Source organism: Pseudarcicella hirudinis, assembly GCF_900115665.1.
Taxonomy (GTDB): Bacteria; Bacteroidota; Bacteroidia; order Cytophagales; family Spirosomataceae; genus Pseudarcicella; species Pseudarcicella hirudinis.
In genome coordinates, this window is the sequence record NZ_FOXH01000003.1 from 525,425 (window position 1) to 546,349 (window position 20,925).

The window sequence follows — 20,925 nt, forward strand, 5'->3', positions numbered from 1 at the left end:
AATGAGAGATTTTAGAAAATATACTGTGTGGGAGCAAGGTCATAAACTTGTTCTTGAACTTTACAGAATAACTAAAACTTTTCCGGCAGAAGAAAAATTTGGATTAACCTCCCAGATAAGAAGGTCAGGCATATCCATTCCAACCAATATTGCTGAAGGTTGTGGAAAACCGAGTGAAAAGGATTTTGCACGTTTCTTAGGAATATCTTTTGGATCCTGTCAGGAGATTGAATATTTGATGTTATTGGCGAGAGATTTAGATTATCTGAACGAAGCTAATTATGATTCAATCTTTTTAGAAATAGTGTCAATCAAAAAACAGCTATATCATCTTATTAAAAAATTAAACGCTGAAAGTTAACGATGTCTTGCTTGGTATAATGCCGAAAGCTGACAGCCGAGAGCTGAACGCCCCAATAAAATGGCTTACGATAAATTTAATATATTAAGAAGTTCTGCTGTTCCGATGCCAATCGAAAATGTTGATACGGATCAGATCATCCCTGCTCGTTTTTTGAAAGCAACAAAACGTGAAGGATTCGGCGATAACTTATTCAGAGACTGGCGTTACAATTCAGATGATTCTCCTAAACAGGATTTCGTTTTGAATAACCCGATTTATTCAGGAAAAATCCTTGTTGGAGGACATAACTTCGGAAGCGGCTCAAGCCGTGAACATGCTGCATGGGCTATCTATGATTATGGTTTCCGCTGCGTAGTTTCAAGCTTCTTTGCAGATATTTTCAAAGGAAATGCATTGAACATTGGTATTTTACCGGTTCAGGTAAGTCCTGAATTCTTAAATAAGATATTCCTGGCCATTGAAGCTGATCCAAAAGCTGAACTGGAAATCAATCTTTCAGAACAAACGATTACGATTCTCAGCTCAGGAGAGCAGGAAGGTTTTTCTATTAACGGTTATAAAAAACATAACATGTTGAACGGCTTCGATGATATTGATTATCTGCAGGCTATGAAAGAGGAGATAAAATCATTTACGGCTAACAGCCTTTATTAATAGAGAATTCCGTAACAGCAAACCGACAGAGAGAACATTCTTTCTGTCAATTTGCTGTTAGAAATCGATTATCGGATGACTAAACGTCGCATTGAAATAATGGACACGACACTCCGGGATGGTGAACAAACCAGCGGAGTGTCTTTTTCTGCTTCTGAGAAACTGACAATAGCACAACTGCTTTTGAAAGAAGTAATGGTTGACAGGTTGGAAATCGCCTCGGCCAGGGTGTCCGAAGGAGAATTTCAGGCAGTGAAAAAAATTACAGGCTGGGCAAAAGAACATGATTGTCTGGACAAAATTGAGGTACTGACTTTTGTAGACGGGGAAACTTCCGTAAACTGGATGGTGGAAGCCGGGGCAAAAGTCATGAATTTACTGACAAAAGGTTCTCTCAATCACCTTACACATCAGCTCCGCAAAACGCCTGAGCAGCATTTTTCTGAAATATCCGAGGTAATTACCCTTGCTCATAAAAATGATATTAAGTGTAATGTTTATCTTGAAGACTGGAGTAACGGAATGCGTAATTCAAGGGAATATGTTTTCCAATACCTTGATTTTCTCACCAAACAACCTGTAGAGAGAATTCTTTTGCCGGATACGCTGGGTGTTTTAACGCCGAATGAAACATATACCTTTTTGCAGTCAATCATTGAACGTTATCCTGAAACTCATTTTGACTTTCATGCGCATAATGACTATGATTTAAGCATTGCCAATGTACTTGAAGCAGTTCGTGCCGGAGTAAAAGGTTTGCATCTGACAGTGAACGGAATGGGAGAAAGAGCAGGAAATGCTCCTTTAGCCAGTACAATTGCTGTTTTGAATGACTTTGTTCCGGAAGTTGAAACTTCGGTAGTGGAAGAATCGCTTTATTCTGTCAGCAAAATTGTAGAAACGTTTTCAGGTTTCAGGGTTCCGGTAAATAAACCGATCGTCGGAGAGAATGTATTTACTCAGACCGCCGGTATTCATGCAGACGGAGATAATAAGAACAATCTCTATTTCAACGATTTAATGCCCGAACGTTTCGGAAGACAAAGAAAATATGCGCTTGGGAAAACTTCCGGTAAAGCTAATATTGAAAAGAATCTTCAGGAATTGGGAATCGTACTTTCTTCAGATGATTTAAAGAAAGTAACCCAGCGGATCATTGAATTGGGTGACCGCAAAGAAATGGTTACCGGAGAAGATCTGCCTTATATCATTTCCGATGTACTGGATAGTAATGCCATTCAGGAAAAGGTACTGATTCTGGACTTCCTTTTGTCAAGCTCTAAAAACCTTAAGCCTTCTGCTACGGTTCAGATTAAAATTGAGGATGAAATTTTTGAGGAAAATGCACAGGGAGACGGACAATACGACGCCTTCATGAATGCACTCAAAAAGGTTTATGTCAAAAAGGGATTTGAACTGCCGAAGCTTTCTGATTATGCCGTAAGAATACCTCCGGGAGGAAATACGGATGCGCTTTGTGAAACAATTATAACCTGGGAAATAGCCGGAAAAAGTATTAAAACCAGAGGTCTGGATTCAGATCAGACGGTTTCTGCGATTAAAGCAACTCAGAAAATGTTGAACATCATAAGTGAATGATTATAGCCGATATTCAGGAAAAAGGAAATTTAAAATGACCATTTTCTGAAGTTTGAGTACATAATCATCGATTTGAATTTAAAAATTAAAGAGATCTCATAAAATAAAAATAGCGTCTGGTGGCATCACATCTTGATGTTGGGGCTGCAATCTAATTGAAACAATGAAAAAACACATCTTAGTAGTTCCTGGAGACGGTATCGGTCAGGAAGTAACAACCGTCGGAAAAAAAGTTCTTGAGAAAATTGCCGAAAAATTCGGACATGAATTTACTTACGATGAAGGTTTGATCGGTCACGTAGCGATTGAAGCAACAGGAGAACCACTTCCTGAAGAAACTTTGGTAAAAATGCGTGCTTCTGATGCCATCCTTTTCGGAGCAGTAGGACATGCTAAATATGACAACGATCCTCATGCAAAAGTAAGACCGGAACAAGGTTTGTTGAAAATGCGTAAGGAATTGGGGTTATATGCAAACCTTCGTCCGATCAAATTGTTTGATGAGTTGCTTGAAGCATCCAGTATCAAACCTGAAATCCTGAAAGGAGCTGATATCTTATTTTTCCGTGAATTGACAGGAGACGTTTATTTCGGTAAAAGAGAAAGAATTGAAGAAGGAAACACGGCTTATGACACCATGATTTACAGCAAATATGAAGTAGAACGTATTGCCCGTAAAGCATTTGATGCTGCAATGACCCGTGGTAAAAAACTAATGTCTGTTGACAAAGCGAACGTGCTTGAATCAAGCCGTTTGTGGAGAGAAACTGTTTTGGAAGTAGCTAAAGATTATCCTGAAGTAGAATTGGAACACCAGTTTGTAGATGCGGCGGCAATGCTCCTTATCAAAGATCCGAAGAAATTTGATGTGGTAGTAACAGGAAACCTTTTCGGAGATATCCTTACCGATGAGGCTTCTCAGATTGCAGGTTCAATGGGTATGCTTGCTTCTGCTTCTGTGGGTGACAGTACAGGTGTTTATGAGCCGATTCACGGTTCTGCACATGATATTACCGGAAAAGGAATCGCTAATCCATTAGCTTCAGTTTTATCGGCGGCTTTATTACTTGATATTTCATTCGGACTAAAAGCTGAATCTGAGGCGGTTATTAATGCAGTAGATCAGGTATTAAAAGCCGGATACAGAACGGGTGATATTGCAACCAAAGACACTCCAAAAGATATGATTCTTGGAACAGTGGCAATGGGAGAGCAGATTTTAAGCAGATTGTAATTTCCCAAAAGTATATTCAAGCCTCCCTGAATTTTTCAGGGGGCTTTTTTATTTATAGCTTAATAAGTTATTTTTGTTCTGAACCTTTTGTTTAAACAGTCAATCTTTCATGAATCTTACCCATAAAAACCGAAATCAGGCTATTGATTTTTTAAGAGGTGTTGCAGTTGCATTAACGATATTCAGACATTTCGGGGTTAACCTTTTTCTATATAAAATTGGCTGGGTAGGGGTTGATTTATTCTTTGTACTAAGTGGTTTTCTGGTTTCAGGACTACTTTTCGGAGAATATAAAAAGACCGGAGGAATTGATTTTCCCCGTTTCTTTGTCAGAAGAGGATTGAAAATTTACCCTTTATTTTACCTTATCATTCTGGTTTATCTGATTCAGGTCAAACTTGATCCGGTTTTAAAAGTAGATTTCGGACAAATAAAAGCAGAGGCGTTGTTTTATAAAAATTACGTAGGAGGAAACCCTTTCTGGATCCATACCTGGTCGATTGACATAGAAGAACACTTTTATCTTTTCCTTCCTTTGCTGTTAATTACATTGGTTTTTCTCAATAAATCAGGGAAAACGCCCTTTTCGGCCATCCCTTATATTTTTGTCATTATTGCACTCACCTGTTTAAGCCTTAGAATTTATACTACTTTAACCAGGCCATTCGAACATCATACAAATGTATCTCCTACGCATTTACGTATAGATTCACTGTTCTTTGGTACGTTTCTTTCATATTTTTATCATTTTCACCGGGAAAGGCTTTTCGGATTTATTCAGAAGAATAAGGCATTCCTAAGAATTGCCAGCCTGATTTTTCTGTTGCCTTGTGCCATTTTTTGGGATAATGACCCGAATATGACTACCTGGGGGTTCTCTTCTTTGTATTTAGGTTTCGGAGGGATTATCATACTGAGTATTTTTTCCGATGAAAATTTTCCTGCCCCGATCAAAAGAATCTATTCTGCCACCGCTTCCATGGGTTTTTATTCATACGCCATTTACATTATTCACTGGCCTGTTTACTGGTGGTTTGTATTACCACATTCAGATTATCTGGATGCGAATTATCCGGTTAAACTGGCTGCATTTTTTGTGTATTTCGCCGCGACAATATTTATAGGAATCATTTTATCAAAAACGATCGAAATTCCGTTTTTATCTTTGAGAGACAAGTTGTTTCCAAGTAAATCTAAAGCATTTTAAGAATAGGATAGATTTTACTAAATTAATAGGAGGTTTCCCCAATATTAAACCTCAAACATCTTATCGGTCGTTCAATCGTATATGATTTCAGATTGATTATAGAAAAACATGCCATAAATTTCAAAAAAAAATAGAACAACTTATTTTGTGGTTTTAGACTATAATTCTTTTTTGTGTTTGTATTAAAGAAAAATAGTCTGTTTTGGGTGTTTTTTGTGTTGATTTTTAGAATAATAGTCTGCCTGCTGCCTTTCCGACATTTGCTTTTTCTTTTGTAAGGAGTTAATTTTGAGATAAATAAAATATTAAAATTCAAATTAACCATGAGTCAGAAAATCCAAGTTTTCGATACCACCCTTCGAGATGGTGAGCAAGTTCCGGGCTGTCAGTTGAACACTGAAGAAAAAGTAACTGTTGCTAAGGAACTTGAAAAACTGGGTGTTGATATTATTGAAGCAGGATTCCCTATTTCTTCGCCAGGAGATTTTCGCTCGGTTGAAGCAATATGTAAAGCCGTAACAGAACCAACAGTCTGTGCTTTAACCCGTGCTAAAAAAGAAGATATCGACGCTGCTGCTGCTGCCTTGAAGTTTGCGAAGAGACCACGTATTCATACAGGAATCGGGTCATCTGATACGCATATCCATTATAAATTCAATTCTACCCGTGAGAAAATTCTTGAGCAAGGTGTCTGGGCTGTTGAATATGCGAAAAGTTTTGTAGAAGATGTGGAGTTTTTTGCAGAGGATGCCGGTCGTGCCGACCTTGTTTTCCTTGCGCAATTGACAGAAGCTGTGATTAATGCCGGAGCTACTGTTGTGAATTTACCTGATACAACGGGGTATCTTTTACCGCATCAGATGTTCCAGAGAATCAACTATTTATTTGAGAATGTTCCGAATATTCACAAGGCTACGATTTCAATGCATAATCACAATGATTTAGGTTTGGCAACTGCCAATACTATTGCAGGGATTCAGGCCGGAGCAAGACAGGTAGAGGTAACAATTAACGGAATTGGCGAAAGAGCCGGAAATACGTCTCTGGAAGAAGTAGCCATGATCCTGAATGTTCATAAAGATCTGGGATTTGAGACAGGAATCAATCCTCAATACCTTTACCCAACCAGTACATTGGTTTCAAATATGATGGGAATGACTGTACAGGCCAATAAGGCTATTGTCGGAGCAAATGCGTTTGCACATTCTTCAGGTATTCATCAGGATGGTTTCTTAAAACACTCTGAGAACTATGAAATCATGAAACCGGAAGATGTGGGAGTTCCTTCATCTGCTATTGTACTGACTTCACGTTCGGGAAGAGCCGCACTTCGTCACCGTTTAAATTTGTTAGGATTTGAGTTTGAAAAACCTGAATTAGATAAACTTTATACCCGTTTCCTTCTTATGGCTGATGAGCGTAAAATGATTCAGGATGAAGATTTGAAAGAATTAGTAGGTTAGTAAACCTTACCGGAAATAAAAGAAAATGCCATTTAGATCCTCAGAGATTTAAATGGCATTTTTTATATGTTTTATCTCAGCTTTTATGGCATGAGCTTTGAACCATGAATTTTTTTGGCGATGAAATAAGCAAAAGGTGTAAAGAATAAGGCTCCGATGACATCGATCGTGTAATGCACATGCTGCACAAGCAACAGACTTGCCAGAATTCCGCATAACAAAAAGGCAATTCTTTTCTCCCATTTTCCGGAAAGAAACAGACATACCAGAATCATTGTGGCTGTATGACCTGAGAAAAATAAGTCTTTTGTTACAGGAACATTGTTGGCATAAATAAACATTTCAGCCAAAGGGTCTCTTAGAAAAACCAGGTCTTTAGGAGCATCAAGTGGAACGAAATAGATGCTCAACATCCTGAAAAGCGTTTCAAGATCATATGTAATAGCAAAAAGAAGAAAGTTTTTTGCATTCGGCAATAATCTGATGATCATGTATAAAACCGACAGATACATAATCGAAAAAATCGGAAGAGATACATCCAGAGCAGGGATATTATTCAAAACAATATCATTCAGCGCCAGCCCTTGCCTTGATTGCACATAAGCAAAATAGGCCGGAACTTTCCAGGGAAAAACAGAGAAAGCTAAAATACTCCCAATCAGCTTTATCCTGAAGTCGGCGGACTGCCAGGCATCCATCCAGTTTTTTTTCATCAACTGAAAGTAACTTTCTTGCGTCTTTTGGGGTTTTATTTCCGTAAGTATCATTATAATGTTGGTGTCTGTCAGATAGATTGCAAATAAAATGTATTCTGAGGATTAACTTTGAACCAAAAGTTCAACGTCTCATGAAGAAACCTGAAAATAGATCAATTCCACTTTATAGGTTCAGGATAATTTTCAGAAAATCCACTTATTCAATAAATCTAAACAAGTATCTGTAATTAATAAAGTCTGCAAAATTACTCAACTTTTAATTGTTCCTTAACATGAATACCAAAATTAAAATCTTAGCTCTTGGAATATTTACATTATTGTCGAATATTTCGTGTGGGCAAAAAGCTAATAATCAAAAAGATAGTAAAAAAATGAATCAAGAAAAAGTCAATTTGGACGGAGCCGAAGTAATTACTTTCGGTGCAGGGTGTTTTTGGTGCGTTGAAGCTGTTTTTCAACAATTGGACGGAGTGCTTAAAGTGGAATCAGGTTATTCCGGCGGGACGGTTAAAAACCCTAGCTACCGGGAAGTTTGTACCGGGCAGACAGGTCATGCCGAAGTTTGTCAGATTACTTATGATCCTAAAAAAATCTCTTTTGAGGAATTACTGGAGGTTTTCTGGAAAACCCATGATCCAACTACGCTTAACCGTCAGGGTGCTGATTCCGGAACGCAATACCGTTCCGCCATCTTTTACCACAATGAAGAACAGAAAAAACAAGCTGAGGAATGGAAGGCTAAATTGAATGCTGAAAGGGTTTTTCCAAATCCGATAGTGACAGAAATAACGGCTTTTACCAATTTCTATCCTGCTGAGGATTATCACAAAGACTACTATTTGTTGAATGGCCACGAACCATATTGCCAGATTGTGATAAAACCGAAACTAGACAAGTTTCATAAAGCCTTTAAGGAAAAATTGAAAAAAGAGTATGCTAATTAAAGGTATTTAGGTTGCAGTTTCATACACAAGCCTTTAAGGTAAAAGACAAGAGTGTTCGTCTTTTATCTTAAAGGCTTGTTTTTGTTTGCTGAAATTTAGAAACCACCTCTGTCGTAAAAACTGTTTCTCCGGCTTAGTTTTAACTCTTGCAGAAGTGAAGATTTAACTCTGAGATCAAATGAATAGTTACTGACCCTTCCATAAAGCGGGTTTGCTACAGGGGTCCAGTTGAAATTCATTTCCCAGCAATGCAAATCTCTGTGTACAGTTAGGTTTGTATATGTCAGACCTGAATTCTTAAAGTCGAAACCTGAACTTACTGAAAATTTCCATTTCTCTGTAATACTCAAATCTCCCTGAAAAGTCATACCACTGATGGTCTCTGGTGTTGCCAAACCGTTTTTGTTTAAACTGAACTGATAGCTGAAATTAAAACTCCAGGGTACATTCCAATCTACATAATCATTAATATTCTTATTAATTTGCTTCAGCTGGCCTTCCGTACCGTTTTTGCTTTCTTTTGGTTTATCTGCTCCGTGAGGAGAAAAACGACGTCCGAGCGAGAAGTTGAAATTCTGTAAACGGGCAAGGCCTTGTCCTTTAGAGAACATAAATTCGTTTACACGTCTTCCAACTTTCGGATACAAAGGATCCTGAACAAATAAATAAGGATCAAGAGAACCTCCCAGGTTGATGTCAAATTTTTGTACCCTTGAATTAGCGGTAAAGCTAAGATTCGAAAGATTATATTCCTGGGCGATAAGGTTATAACTTCCCGAGATACCGAAGTTATCGATAAGTGTGATTTTCTGTGATTCTTTGGCTGCAGTATCAGATTTGGACTTTACTTTAGCTTCCAGGGTGTTATTAATACCGAATCCTATGCTTCCTGAGGCTGCCCCGTAAAGAGAAGCGGTTTTGGTAGGGTCGAAGATAGAAACTCTTCGGATGTCTCCGCTTGTTATCGGCTTGCCGTCCTTGTCGAGGAAGTAATTCCCTTTAGAATCAAGAGTTACCCTGCTACTGTTATTGATTCTGACATTCTGATAGTATTGTTCTGTATAATCCGGTGTGTAACTAAAGCTGATAGAAGGCACCATCGTATGTCTGATTCCTTGCAGTCTTCCCTTGGTGAAACGCATCGTACCATATAAACGGGTGTTCATACTGGCAGAAAATGATAATTGATAGGGGGTTTTGAATGCTGGCCCGATGGTATCAATTTTTACTGCGGAATCGGCTTTAACATAAGAATACTTGTATTCTCTGGTGTACACATTTCCGGAAAGACTCATTCCGGGAGTAAGGTTAATGTATTTGGTTAATTTAATATTAGGTAATGAAATAGGGATATCGTATTTCAATGTTGAAATAGCATTGTCTTTAATCTTATTAAAATCTGATGTTATAACCGTTGTTTTTGAATTCGTCTGATTGCGGTCAGTAATAGTGGTAGTTGTCAGAATATCTCCTGGCCTTACAATAGAAGAAGCGTCTGTGCCTTTGGTATAAACCGGAAAGTCAAAAGGATTAGTGGCATTGGCAATCACGTTTGTGACACTCACAGAACCGTTAAAGTTAAGCCCGAATCTGAATTGATCTATAAACCGTTCCTGAACAGCATTCTTTTTCTTGAAAGGCTGGAACTGGTTTAATCCGAAGTTAAAATCGGTGCCAGCATCAAATACCTTTGTAGTAGTATTCTGGTTTACCCTTAAACTAATCCCGGTTCTGATAGTCTGGCCAAAGTTTTTGGTGTATTGAACCGATGAACTGGCTGTATTGGAAATATAATTCTGGGTATTGTAAGAGTTATTTTGGTTATAACTGTTTGACGCAATATTTACTGAAGCGGAGAAGCTGGAATTTCCTCTGCTTTGTGGTGAGTGCGCCCATTGCAAAGAGAAATCCTGTCTGGTCTGCGGGGTAATTTCACTGCCATTTGAGTTATTGGTAAAGGCAAGATTGAAATTACCTGCATAACGATAACGTCGTACATACTGAGAATTTACACCAAGTCCCCAGCCTCCTTTAGAATAGATTTGTCCGGTAAATCTGACACCTATGTTTGGACTGGCAGCCCAGTAGTATCCGCCATCTCTCAGGTAAAAACCCCTTCCTGTAGGTTCTTCACCGTATGTCGGAACAATAATACCGGATTTCCCGGATTCTTTGGGTTGTGAATAAGGGAAAAAACCAAAAGGTAAGGGAAGGGGAATCGGAATTTGATTGAGCTCAAACCTGAAAGGTCCGGAAACAATCTCTTTTTTGCCCACCACCTTAATTCTGGAAGCCCTTATACTAAAATGAGGATGTAATAAATTACAGGTTGTATAAACAGCATCACTGATATACAAATTGTCTTCATCATCCTTTTTTACTTTTCCTCCATGAATAAAACCATCACCCTGTTTGGTAATAATGGTCTGAATAATAGCCTTTTTAGATTTGAAATTATACCTTATTTCTTCAGAATCATATTTATCACTTCCCTGCGTAAAAACTGGTTTACCTTTTGCTCTGACTTTAGAAGAATCTCTTGTACCTCTGGCATAAACCTCATTTTTATCCCAGTTAAGCTGAATATAATCTGCCTGTAGGGAGATATCGCCGTATTTTACAGTGGCGTCACCATATAGATAAACAATTTGCTTTTCAGTATCCATAATAGTGGAATCTGAAGCGGAATAGGTAACGGTAGTTTGAAGTCCTTCTTCTTTCTTTAGTGAGTCAGTGGCAGCTTTGCTGAGAGAGTCTTTACCAGACCTAATCGTGTCCGTTAAAACTCTGGTATTAATTGTACTCGTTTTAGTGGCAGCCTGTTTAGTTTTAGCGTTGGGAGAACTTATTTTTTCACCTTTCAACAGACGCTGAGCCTGCGACTCATGAGTCGAAAGAATCAACACCATTAATGCAAGGATTGCTCCGGTAATATAGATATTTAACTTCAATGCTTTCAGAATAAATGGAATCAAAGGAAAGTTTTTAAAATTGATATTACATCAGATTATCTGAACAGAATAGTTGCCGGATCTGGAAGGTTAAATGGATAGATTAAGCCAAATGTTTGATTATCAAAATACTGCTTTGATAATTTCTGACCGGAAAAATACCGAAATACTCCGAAAAATTAAATTCAGATTTGTTTTCAAAAGTATTTTAAATTTGTCTTATCTTAAAAAATATTTAACTTCTGATGTTTCCAACCGCTATTATTTACCGAAATTAACTTAAAAATAGATAGTAATCAGATTAAAAGACAGTTCTATTTTGGGAAGTCATTTTTTCAGTTGTCTTAAAAAAATTATATTTGCCTGTTGAAATTGGTAATATCAATACAAAATTACTTGATTGCACGTTTCTTAAACGAATCTCGAAAGAAAATAATGTTAAATAGTGTTAAAGCATTGCTTGTCGTTGGAATATTGGCAATTTTAACAAGTTTCAGGACATGGCAGGAGGACTCAATTCCCTCCTCAAACAGAACCAGAATAAGAACAGTATGCCTGGATGCCGGACATGGCGGTAAAGATCCGGGTTGTATTGGTGCCACAGGAATACATGAATCCAAAATAGCTTTAAGGGTTATTCTGGAATTAGGTAAGAAACTAGAGGCGGAATATCCTAATCTGAAAGTAATTTACACCCGTAAAAAGGATGTCTTTATTGACTTGCATGAGCGTTCTGCCATTGCAAACCGTAATAAAGCCGATCTTTTTATTTCAGTCCATTGTAATTCTCATCCTTCCTCAAAGTTCTTCGGAACCGAAACATATACGATGGGGTTACATAAAACAGAAGGCAATCTGGATGTAGCAAAACGTGAAAACTCCGTAATTTTGCAAGAAACAGATTACAAGAGGAAATATAAAGGATTTGATCCTAATTCACCTCTTGCCCATATTATGATGGCAAATTTCCAGAACGCTTTTATGGCAAATAGCATTAAATTTGCACAAAAAGTGGAAAGGCAGTTTAAAAAGACTTCTGATCGCAAGAGTTATGGAGTAAAACAGGCAGGATTTCTGGTATTATGGGAAACAGCAATGCCAAGCGTTCTGGTAGAAGCCGGATTTCTCACTAACAGAGATGAAGAAAAATACCTGAACACCGAAAATGGACAGGAAGAAGTTGCGGAAGCAATTGCCAAAGCCTTCCGGCAATATAAAGAAGAGATCGAAAATTAAATTATTCTGTGGATAGTGGTTGGTTAACAGTGTCCGGAAAGACATTTAACCGTTAAAGATTCCTGAAAGAATCCGGTCTGCTAATCACCAATTACTAATTCATACAACCTATGAACATTTCTAAAGAAGCCAAAGTGGGTATTTTAGCCCTCGTATCGTTTGTAATTTTGTATCTGGGCTTTAATTTCCTGAAAGGCTCTGATCTGTTTTCCTCTACCAATAAATATCTCGTAGTTTATGACAACGTAGATGGTCTGGTAGCCTCAAATCCTGTAATGCTTAATGGTTTATCAATCGGAAGAGTGAAATCTGTTGATTTAATGCAGGATAAACAAAATAAATTATTGGTTGTGCTTGAAATCAATAATAAAATTTCCGTTCCGGGCAGAACAGAAGCCATACTGGCAGATGGAGGACTTTTAGGAGGGAAAATGATTAATCTGAGAATGGGCTCAGGAAAACCTTTGGCAGATGGAGATACCCTGATTCCGGTAAAAGATGTTGGAATTTCTGAATTGTTAAAAACCAAGGCATTACCGGTTATGTCAAATGCAGATTCTTTGCTGACTTCTCTTCGTACAGTAACCCTGAAATTTAAAGATACCGGAGAATACCTGAATGCTGTTCTGAAAAATTCTGATAAAACGATTACAGGTCTGAATGGCTCTGTAACCGGATTAATTTCTGAAAACCGTTCAAATCTTGCAGGTATTACCGGAAATATGAAAAATCTGACCGCCAGTCTGGTTGAAACAGAGAAAGGGTTAAAACCTTTGCTGGGGAAATTCAATACCATGGCTGATTCTTTGAATGCTTTAAGACTGGGCCAGACGCTGAATGAGACCAAGAAAACAGTTGCTACATTAAATAAGATTTTAGCAGGACTGGAAGCAGGGCAAGGGACAACCGGAAAGCTGCTGAAAGACGATTCCTTGTATGTTAATCTTACTAAGGCCATGACAGATTTGGATAAGTTGCTGATAGATTTCCGATTGGCTCCGAAGAGATATGTGAATATTTCCGTTTTTGGAAAGAAAACACCTCCTCCGGTTGTGAAATAACACAACCGTCCGTGGTTTGTGTCTCACATACCACTTATAGGACATTTCTCGATGCAGATACACTGTCAGCCACAATGGCATATATAGAAAAAGAGGCTTAGTCCATGACTAAGCCTCTTTTGATTAATAAAGACTTCTTAGATAAATCTTCCGATCAGGTTTTCAAGATACTCCTGACGGCCGGAAATCTGTACTGGCTGAACCTCAGAAGCAATAGCGAATAAATCCTCTAATTTTAATTTACCAGCTTCAAATTCAGCACCTTTTCCGCTATCAAAACTTGCATAACGTCCGGCTTTTAATCTGTGATATTCACCATGTTGGGTGATTTTATCAGCGATAATTAAAGCACGTGCAATAGTATCCATCCCGCCAATATGCGCATAGAATAAATCTTCCATGTCCGTTGAGTTGCGACGACGTTTTGCATCGAAATTGATACCACCTCCGGCTAAACCTCCAGCACCAAGCAAAATCAACATTGCTTCAGTCCATTCATACACATCAACAGGGAATTGGTCAGTATCCCAGCCATTTTGAGCATCACCACGGTTTGCATCCAATGAAGCAAGCATTCCTGCATCCGCAGCTACCTGACATTCGTGAGCAAAGGTATGTCCTGCCAAAGTAGCGTGGTTAACTTCAAGGTTAATACCGAAATGTTCCATTAAACCAAATTCACGCAAGAAACCGATTACAGTAGCTGAATCGAAGTCATACTGATGTTTAGAAGGCTCAGAAGGTTTTGGCTCAATAAAGAATTTACCTTTAAAACCATTTCTGCGTGCATATTCAACACAAGTATGAAGCATTTGAGCGAAATGCTCTCTTTCACGTTTCATATTGGTATTTAAAAGGCTCATATATCCTTCACGGCCACCCCAGAAAACATAACCTTCACCACCCAAAGCGATTGTAGCATCGATCGCACCTTTCAATTGTGCGCCAGCATGTGCCAAAACATTGAAGTCGGGGTTGGTAGAGGCTCCGTTCATATAACGCTCATGAGAAAACAAATTGGCCGTTCCCCATAACAATTTCACGCCTGAAGCATCCTGTTTAGCTTTCAGAACATCGGTCATCGTTTCCACACGTTTTTTATAAACAACCGCATCGTTGTCCTGGTCAACAACATCCAAATCATGGAAGCAATAATATGGTGCACCTATTTTGGTGATAAATTCAAATGCAGCATCAGCTTTATCTTTAGCTCTCTGAATTACATCAGAAGATTTGTCCCATTCATAATGATGCGTTGGTCCGCCGAAAGGATCAAGGCCTGAACCACAGAATGAATGCCAGTAAGCGATTGCAAACTTGAAATGTTCTTTCATCGTTTTGCCAGCGATTACACGATTTTCATCGTAAAATCTGAACGCTAAAGGGTTGTCAGACTCCTGTCCTTCAAACTGGATTTTGCCGACACCTTTAAAATACTCTTTTTCGCCAAGAAGAATGCTCATTGGATTATTGTTTTGAAGTTGAATAATTGTATTGTCTTTATAGTAATGTGTTCAAAAGCAGTGTTTTTAACGGCCGGGAACCATAATTAGTTTTTGCAATTTTATACTTAAAATTATATAGAACTGTATGTAAGAGTTTCGTGTCGCAAATCTAATGTTTTTCTATTGTAAATGATACAAAATGTTAGATTTATCGTAAAAAAAATCTGAGGATCTGTTTCGGAAAATGGCTAACCGGACTTTATTTTTGAAACAGAATAGCGTAGAAAGATGAAGTTTTTGCTAGTAATGTGCTGATAATTAAGTTGTTGAGGTTTGGTATAGCAGATAGGAACAGGAGGATTCTCTTAAACATCTCCATAATAACCATTATTCAAGTTTTATTTTCTATATTTTTGTAAAAAACATGCCAGAAAATGTATCCCGAATTACCGATTAAAATTGATGTATTTGCTATTCTGATGCTCCTGGGTGTGGTACAAGGCTTTTTTCTGGCAGTCCTGTTTCTTACCATTCAAAAGGGGAATCGTCTTACAAACCGATACTTCGGTCTGCTTCTGCTTGCCATGTCTCTGACCAGCACAGAGATTCTGCTTGGATATACAAATTACATGTTTCATACTTTATATCTTGATGATGCAGCAGAACCACTGGATTTTGTATTAGCCCCTCTTACTTTTCTTTACATTAAGGCATACCTGGATGAGAAGTTTAAAATGAGTCATTTATTACATTTTATTCCATTCATTCTTTATCTGATTTATATGCTGGTGCTGGTATATCCTGAAGGAGAAATCTATAAGTACAATTCCTATATCGATTCCTTTCATCCGGAGATGAAGCGTTTGCCTTATCATCATATCAAAGAGGCCTGGTATTATTGCTTCAGAAACAATGTAAATGAACTGATGTTCTGGCAATTGTTAATTTATCTGGTTGCTGATTTTATAATGGTTTACGAGGCTTTTCGAAAAGAAGGACTTTCGTTCTTTTCTTCTCAGAATAAGAAATTAACTTGGTGTCGTACACAAGTGATTTCTCTTGCTTCGATAGTAATCGTATTTCTGATAGCAAAAAAAATGTTTCAGTATGATCTCGGAGATCATATTATTGCTGCCCATATTTCCCTTATTATTTATGCAATCAGCTTTTCAGTAATAAGCCGCTCAGGGTTTTTTCATGAAAATCCTTCAAAAACATTGAAAAAATATGAAAAGTCATCTCTTACCGCAGATATTCAGGATAATACCCTGACTAAGTTGGTAGAACTGATGGAGAAGGAAAAACCGTTTTTAGATTCTACTTTTTCTTTACCAAATCTTGCTAAAATGCTATCTGTATCACCACATCATCTTTCTCAGATTCTGAATGAGAGTCTTGGACAAAGCTTTTTTGATTTTGCGGCTGAATACAGAATTAAAGAAGCCCGGGTTCTGCTTTCTTCAGACCAGAATAATCACCTCAAAATTGAAGAGATTGCCGAAAGAGTGGGGTACAATTCCAAATCGGCGTTTAATACCTCTTTCAAGAAAATTGTAGGAGTCACACCTTCTCAATTCAGAGCTCAATATTGAGTACGAGTTTATAAGGACGAACGTCAGCCTTATCAGAAAGGGCTTTTTCGGGTGAATAATCGACTAGTTTTGGCCATCATTTTAAGAAATACTCAAAATAATGGAAACAACTACAATTACCTCAAAAGTGAAAAATGACCTTTCAAAAAGACAACATTACATAGACTGGATCCGGGTTCTGGCCTTTGGTATTCTCATTTTTTATCATAGCGGAATGTTTTTTGTGAGCTGGGGATGGCATGTCAAAAACAACATCATTAATTACGACCTGGAACCACCGATGGAATGGTTGCATCAATGGCGTTTACCCTTACTGTTTTTCATTTCCGGCGTTGGCGTAAGTTTTGCCATGAAATCCAGAACCGGTTGGCAGTTCGTCGGTGAACGTACCAAAAGACTGTTTCTTCCGCTGGTTTTCGGAATGTTTGTGATTGTTCCGCCGCAGATTTATTTCGAAAGAATTCAAAGGCATCAGATTACAGGTTCTTATCTGGATTTTTACCCGAATGTCTTCCATTTTGTATCTTATCCTAAAGGAGACTTTTCATGGCATCACCTCTGGTTTATTGCCTATTTGTGGATTTATTCAGTGATTTGTACTCCTCTTTTCCTTTGGCTTAAATCGGATTCTTTTAAAAGTATCTTCGGGAAGCTGAATAATAAATGGATTCTTTTATCATTTTCTTTTTTACCGATGATTGCCTATTGGACGCTGAGCCAAAAGTGGGAAGTTACCAATAACCTTACTTCCGACTGGTATAACTTCACGGTATCTTTTCTGATTTTTGTTTTTGGTTACCTCGTTGGTCTGAGTAAAGTAAGTTGGGATACGATGGAACAAAACAGAAAGTTTTTTGCCGGAATTGCCATATTTATTACCGTTTTCAGGCTCTCATATGATGCGATTTTCGGTAGTATTCCCGAAGACGCACTGTGGATTTTATTGGTTAACGGCGTACTGGTAATGCTTAATATCTGGTCATCAATCCTGGCAATCTGTGGTTTTGCAAAGCATTATCTGAACTTTAAAAATGCTTTTCTGACCTATAGCAATGAAGCGGTTTATCCATTCTATATTTTGCATCAGACGATTACAGTCGCTTTAGGGTTTTACATGGCCGAATCAGATCTGAATATCTGGCTTAAGTTAGTGTTGCTTTCACTGGGGACATTTTTGATTGCATGGATCATTTATCATTTCCTGATTCGCCCATTCAATGTAATCAGACCTCTTTTTGGCTTAAAATCTAAAAATTAGACAGTAAAACCATTTGTCATAATATACATCAGAGAAATTGGTTTATTTTGTAACTTCGTCGAAAACAAACTATTTTCTCTGATGCAAAAAAAATACTTCATCTTAAGTTTGCTGCTATCTACAGGGCTTTCGGGCTCCTTCGCGCAACAAGCTCCTCAAAATCAATTTAACGGAAATACCCGTTTTGAACAATTGGGAGATATTCTTCCAACGCCTAATTCTTATCGTGCTGCTTCCGGTGCTCCGGGTAAAGATTACTGGCAGCAAAAGGCTGATTATGATATTAAAGCCGAGATTGATGATGAAAAACAAAGGCTGATCGGTTCAGAAACTATCACTTATACCAATAAATCTCCTGATGAACTTCGGTATTTGTGGCTTCAGTTAGATCAGAATAACTTCAAAAAAGGTGGTATTGCGGAACTTACCAGAACATCATCTCTGAGTGATAAAGCAACTTCTTTTGCCCGCCTGAATGCTGCGGCAGGGTTGAATTCAAAAGAATATGGTTATGTAATTACTTCTGTAAAAGATAAAGCCGGAAACGCACTGCATTATACCATCAACGAAACGATGATGCGGGTAGATTTGCCGACTCCCTTAAAATCGGGTCAGGTTTATTCTTTTTCAGTAGAATGGAATAATAACATTACAGATGCGGTAGCGGTTCGTGCCAGAAGTGGTTATGAGTTTTTTGCTAAAGACGGTAACTATCTCTATGAAATTGCACAATGGTTCCCGAGAATGTGTGTGTACGATGATGTTAACGGCTGGCAAAACAAGCAATTTTTAGGTCAGGGTGAATTTACAGTACCTTTCGGAGATTATAAAGTTTCAGTAACTGCACCAAATGACTTTGTGATGCTCGGCACAGGAGAACTGCAGAATCCGGCTCAGGTATTGACTCCAACACAGTTAAAACGTTGGGAATCTGCTAAAAATGCCTCTAAGCCTGTTTTGATTGTTACACAGGATGAAGCGATTGCCGCTGAAAAAGGTAAACCTACCGGAAAAAAGACCTGGACATTTGCTGCTACTAATGTGAGAGATTTCGCATTTGCCTGTTCAAGAAAATTCATCTGGGATGCTATGCAGGTGGAAATCGAAGGCAAGAAAGTCTGGGCGATGTCAGCATATCCAAAAGAAGCTAATCCGCTTTGGGGACAGTATTCTACGCAGCTTGTTGCTCATACACTTCGTTCTTATTCAAAAAGAACAATTCCATATCCTTATCCGGTAGCTCAGTCGGTGCATGGCCCTGTAGGTGGAATGGAATATCCTATGATTAGTTTCAACGGGGCAAGACCTGAAGCTGATGGTACTTATTCACAAGGAACAAAAGACTTTTTGATAGGAGTTGTCATTCATGAAGTCGGACATAACTTCTTTCCGATGATTATCAATTCAGATGAGCGTCAGTGGTCATGGATGGATGAAGGAATTAACTCTTTTTGTGAACAACTGGCTGAGAAAGAATGGGACAGAGACTTTCAGACTTCCTACGGCGAGCCACAGGATATCGTAGCTTATATGAAAACGGATAAAACGCAGCAGGTACCGATTATGTCCAGCTCGGATAACATCATGGCTTTCGGTCCCAATGCCTATGCAAAACCGGCTACCGCTTTGAATATTCTACGTGAAACGGTAATGGGTCGTGAATTATTTGATTATGCTTTCAAGGAATATGCCCGCAGATGGGCTTTCAAACATCCTACGCCACAGGATTTTTTCCGTACGATGGAAGATGCTTCGGGAGTAGATTTAGACTGGTTCTGGAGAGGTTGGTTCTATGGTGTTGAGCCGGTTGATGTTGCTTTGGAAACAGTAGAATGGTACGGTGTTGATACACAGGATCCTGTTAAACAAAAAGCGGCGGCTAAAGCTGACTATGAAGCCAAAAGAAAGACTATGAGTAATATCAGAAACCAGAAAGACCCGGCAAAAACGATAGTTGAGGAAAATCCTGATATGAATGATTTCTATAATTCTTACGATAAATTTGCCGTAACAGATGCTGATAAAAAGAAATATGAGCAGTATTTAGCCAGTCTTACAGACGATGAACGCAAATTAGTGGAATCAGGTAAAAATTTCTATGTGGTGAATCTGAAAAATACAGGTGGATTGGTTACTCCGGTAATTATCAAAATGCAGTTTGAGGATGGAACAGACCAGATTGTCAGAATTCCGGCTGAAGTCTGGCGTTTGAATGATAAGGATATCAAAAAAGTAATTCCGACAGATAAAAAAGTAGTTCAGTGGACACTTGATCCGTTCTTTGAAACTGCTGATGTGGATACTCAGAATAATTCTTTCCCGAGAAAACCAGCTGAGCCAACCCGTTTCCAGGTTTTCAAACAGCAAAGAGCTTCTGCCGCACCAAACCCTATGCAATTACAGAAACAGCAGTCAGGCGGGGCTGTTCAGGGAGCTAAAAATTAAGATTGTAGAAGTTGTTAATATATCAGAGGCTGTCTCCGAATACTAGGAGGTAGCCTCTGATATTTAAGTTTAGTTCTGTGCCATTTTCGGAACAGGGCCATCTGTCACCCGGCATAGCAAAAACCGGGCTGAACTATTAATTTCTGATACTTATTCTGCTCTTTTTAAAACTTTAATAGTTTCATTTTTTTGAGCCGATTGTAAATGAATGTAATAGATTAAAGAAGGATAATTACTCAGGTCAACTTCCATCTGATTTTGACCTTTTTTACCATCAAATGAAACGATTTGAATACTTTTACCATAAACATCATACAAATTAAACCAAATTACCTCATCATTTTTTAATGTAAATAGCAATGTCATCCTGCCTGAGCTTGGGTTTGGAGCAGCCTTGAATACATCTTCGATTTCAACAGATTCAATGGAAGCTAATCTTGACCCGGTATTTCCATCAGCAAAACAATTGGCAGTATTAGCGCTTAACCCGGCATTAATTAACCTTTGACGTGAAACAGGAGGATATAAGCCAAGACCATCTATCGTAGCATAGAGAACCCCATTTGAAGAAAAATGAGCGTAAAAGTTTTCATTTGTAGAATTATCGTGAAGAAACTGCTGACCTTCTGTATAGGTAGGACACCCTTCTCCACCAGAACTACCAACTGTTACAGATGCGGGACTGCTTGTACTGCAACCAGAATTTGTACAGGTAGCGGTATAGGTACCCGGACTTGATACGGTCTTAGTCGAGCC

Annotated in this window: 16 protein-coding genes; 12 read left to right on the forward strand and 4 right to left on the reverse strand. The window is 38.3% G+C overall.

Annotated features, from left to right (window positions below; genetic code table 11):
• Position 1 precedes the first annotated feature (1 nt).
• From BM179_RS08020 to BM179_RS08045, 6 genes are all read left to right on the forward strand, one after another.
• Positions 2-361 carry a four helix bundle protein gene (locus tag BM179_RS08020; RefSeq protein ID WP_092014875.1) on the forward strand — a complete coding sequence of 120 codons (360 nt, stop codon included), beginning with the start codon at positions 2-4 and terminating at the stop codon, positions 359-361.
• Between the two features lie 60 nt (positions 362-421).
• On the forward strand, positions 422-1,018 hold the full coding sequence (gene leuD, locus BM179_RS08025; protein ID WP_092014878.1) for a 3-isopropylmalate dehydratase small subunit: 597 nt from the start codon (positions 422-424) through the stop codon (positions 1,016-1,018).
• Between the two features lie 75 nt (positions 1,019-1,093).
• Entirely contained in the window at positions 1,094-2,617 is a 1,524-nt protein-coding gene (locus BM179_RS08030; RefSeq protein ID WP_092014881.1) for a hydroxymethylglutaryl-CoA lyase-like TIM-barrel protein, read from the forward strand.
• Between the two features lie 163 nt (positions 2,618-2,780).
• The gene (leuB, locus tag BM179_RS08035) at positions 2,781-3,851 is read left to right on the forward strand and encodes a 3-isopropylmalate dehydrogenase (RefSeq protein ID WP_092014888.1); all 1,071 of its coding nucleotides are present in this window, start codon (positions 2,781-2,783) and stop codon (positions 3,849-3,851) included.
• Positions 3,852-3,960: 109 nt separating this feature from the next.
• Positions 3,961-5,058 carry an acyltransferase family protein gene (locus BM179_RS08040; RefSeq protein WP_092014892.1) on the forward strand — a complete coding sequence of 366 codons (1,098 nt, stop codon included), beginning with the start codon at positions 3,961-3,963 and terminating at the stop codon, positions 5,056-5,058.
• A 323-nt stretch (positions 5,059-5,381) separates the two neighbouring features.
• Positions 5,382-6,521 carry a 2-isopropylmalate synthase gene (locus BM179_RS08045; RefSeq protein ID WP_092014895.1) on the forward strand — a complete coding sequence of 380 codons (1,140 nt, stop codon included), beginning with the start codon at positions 5,382-5,384 and terminating at the stop codon, positions 6,519-6,521.
• Between the two features lie 83 nt (positions 6,522-6,604).
• On the opposite strand, the gene BM179_RS08050 is transcribed toward BM179_RS08045, so the two are convergent.
• Positions 6,605-7,234, reverse strand: coding sequence for a phosphatase PAP2-related protein (locus BM179_RS08050; RefSeq protein ID WP_177219328.1), 630 nt, complete (start codon positions 7,232-7,234; stop codon positions 6,605-6,607).
• 374 nt (positions 7,235-7,608) lie between these two features.
• Between BM179_RS08050 and msrA the strand changes: the two genes are divergently transcribed.
• On the forward strand, positions 7,609-8,181 hold the full coding sequence (gene msrA, locus BM179_RS08055; protein WP_229632920.1) for a peptide-methionine (S)-S-oxide reductase MsrA: 573 nt from the start codon (positions 7,609-7,611) through the stop codon (positions 8,179-8,181).
• 95 nt (positions 8,182-8,276) lie between these two features.
• Here the strand turns inward: msrA and BM179_RS08060 are convergent, their stop codons facing one another.
• The gene (locus BM179_RS08060) at positions 8,277-11,156 is read right to left on the reverse strand and encodes a putative LPS assembly protein LptD (protein ID WP_092014901.1); all 2,880 of its coding nucleotides are present in this window, start codon (positions 11,154-11,156) and stop codon (positions 8,277-8,279) included.
• 411 nt (positions 11,157-11,567) lie between these two features.
• Here BM179_RS08060 and BM179_RS08065 point away from each other — a divergent pair, with 411 nt between their 5' ends.
• On the forward strand, positions 11,568-12,368 hold the full coding sequence (locus BM179_RS08065) for an N-acetylmuramoyl-L-alanine amidase family protein (RefSeq protein ID WP_092014903.1): 801 nt from the start codon (positions 11,568-11,570) through the stop codon (positions 12,366-12,368).
• A 110-nt stretch (positions 12,369-12,478) separates the two neighbouring features.
• Complete coding sequence (locus tag BM179_RS08070) at positions 12,479-13,429, forward strand: MlaD family protein (protein ID WP_092014906.1); 951 nt, start codon at positions 12,479-12,481, stop codon at positions 13,427-13,429.
• 137 nt (positions 13,430-13,566) lie between these two features.
• On the opposite strand, the gene xylA is transcribed toward BM179_RS08070, so the two are convergent.
• Positions 13,567-14,892, reverse strand: a complete 1,326-nt coding sequence (gene xylA / locus BM179_RS08075) for a xylose isomerase (RefSeq protein ID WP_092014909.1) — start codon at positions 14,890-14,892, stop codon at positions 13,567-13,569.
• Positions 14,893-15,308: 416 nt separating this feature from the next.
• Between xylA and BM179_RS08080 the strand changes: the two genes are divergently transcribed.
• From BM179_RS08080 to BM179_RS08090, 3 genes are all read left to right on the forward strand, one after another.
• Complete coding sequence (locus BM179_RS08080; protein ID WP_229632921.1) at positions 15,309-16,466, forward strand: helix-turn-helix domain-containing protein; 1,158 nt, start codon at positions 15,309-15,311, stop codon at positions 16,464-16,466.
• A gap of 100 nt (positions 16,467-16,566) precedes the next feature.
• Positions 16,567-17,724: an acyltransferase family protein gene (locus BM179_RS08085; RefSeq protein ID WP_092014912.1), complete on the forward strand. Its 1,158-nt coding sequence runs from the start codon at positions 16,567-16,569 to the stop codon at positions 17,722-17,724.
• 81 nt (positions 17,725-17,805) lie between these two features.
• The gene (locus BM179_RS08090) at positions 17,806-20,169 is read left to right on the forward strand and encodes a M1 family metallopeptidase (protein WP_092014916.1); all 2,364 of its coding nucleotides are present in this window, start codon (positions 17,806-17,808) and stop codon (positions 20,167-20,169) included.
• A 150-nt stretch (positions 20,170-20,319) separates the two neighbouring features.
• Here the strand turns inward: BM179_RS08090 and BM179_RS25230 are convergent.
• A partial coding sequence (locus BM179_RS25230) for a T9SS type A sorting domain-containing protein (protein WP_177219330.1) occupies positions 20,320-20,925 on the reverse strand: 606 nt, incomplete at its 5' end.

Coding starts and splice junctions, on each gene's coding strand:
- xylA (WP_092014909.1), bottom strand. CDS start 14,892: ATGAGCATTCTTCTTGGCGAAAAAGAGTATTTTAAAGGTGTCGGCAAA.
- BM179_RS08085 (WP_092014912.1), top strand. CDS start 16,567: ATGGAAACAACTACAATTACCTCAAAAGTGAAAAATGACCTTTCAAAA.
- msrA (WP_229632920.1), top strand. CDS start 7,609: ATGAATCAAGAAAAAGTCAATTTGGACGGAGCCGAAGTAATTACTTTC.
- BM179_RS08045 (WP_092014895.1), top strand. CDS start 5,382: ATGAGTCAGAAAATCCAAGTTTTCGATACCACCCTTCGAGATGGTGAG.
- BM179_RS08070 (WP_092014906.1), top strand. CDS start 12,479: ATGAACATTTCTAAAGAAGCCAAAGTGGGTATTTTAGCCCTCGTATCG.
- BM179_RS08090 (WP_092014916.1), top strand. CDS start 17,806: ATGCAAAAAAAATACTTCATCTTAAGTTTGCTGCTATCTACAGGGCTT.
- BM179_RS08020 (WP_092014875.1), top strand. CDS start 2: ATGAGAGATTTTAGAAAATATACTGTGTGGGAGCAAGGTCATAAACTT.
- BM179_RS08080 (WP_229632921.1), top strand. CDS start 15,309: ATGTATCCCGAATTACCGATTAAAATTGATGTATTTGCTATTCTGATG.
- leuD (WP_092014878.1), top strand. CDS start 422: ATGGCTTACGATAAATTTAATATATTAAGAAGTTCTGCTGTTCCGATG.
- BM179_RS08040 (WP_092014892.1), top strand. CDS start 3,961: ATGAATCTTACCCATAAAAACCGAAATCAGGCTATTGATTTTTTAAGA.
- leuB (WP_092014888.1), top strand. CDS start 2,781: ATGAAAAAACACATCTTAGTAGTTCCTGGAGACGGTATCGGTCAGGAA.
- BM179_RS08050 (WP_177219328.1), bottom strand. CDS start 7,234: ATGAAAAAAAACTGGATGGATGCCTGGCAGTCCGCCGACTTCAGGATA.
- BM179_RS08065 (WP_092014903.1), top strand. CDS start 11,568: ATGTTAAATAGTGTTAAAGCATTGCTTGTCGTTGGAATATTGGCAATT.
- BM179_RS08030 (WP_092014881.1), top strand. CDS start 1,094: ATGACTAAACGTCGCATTGAAATAATGGACACGACACTCCGGGATGGT.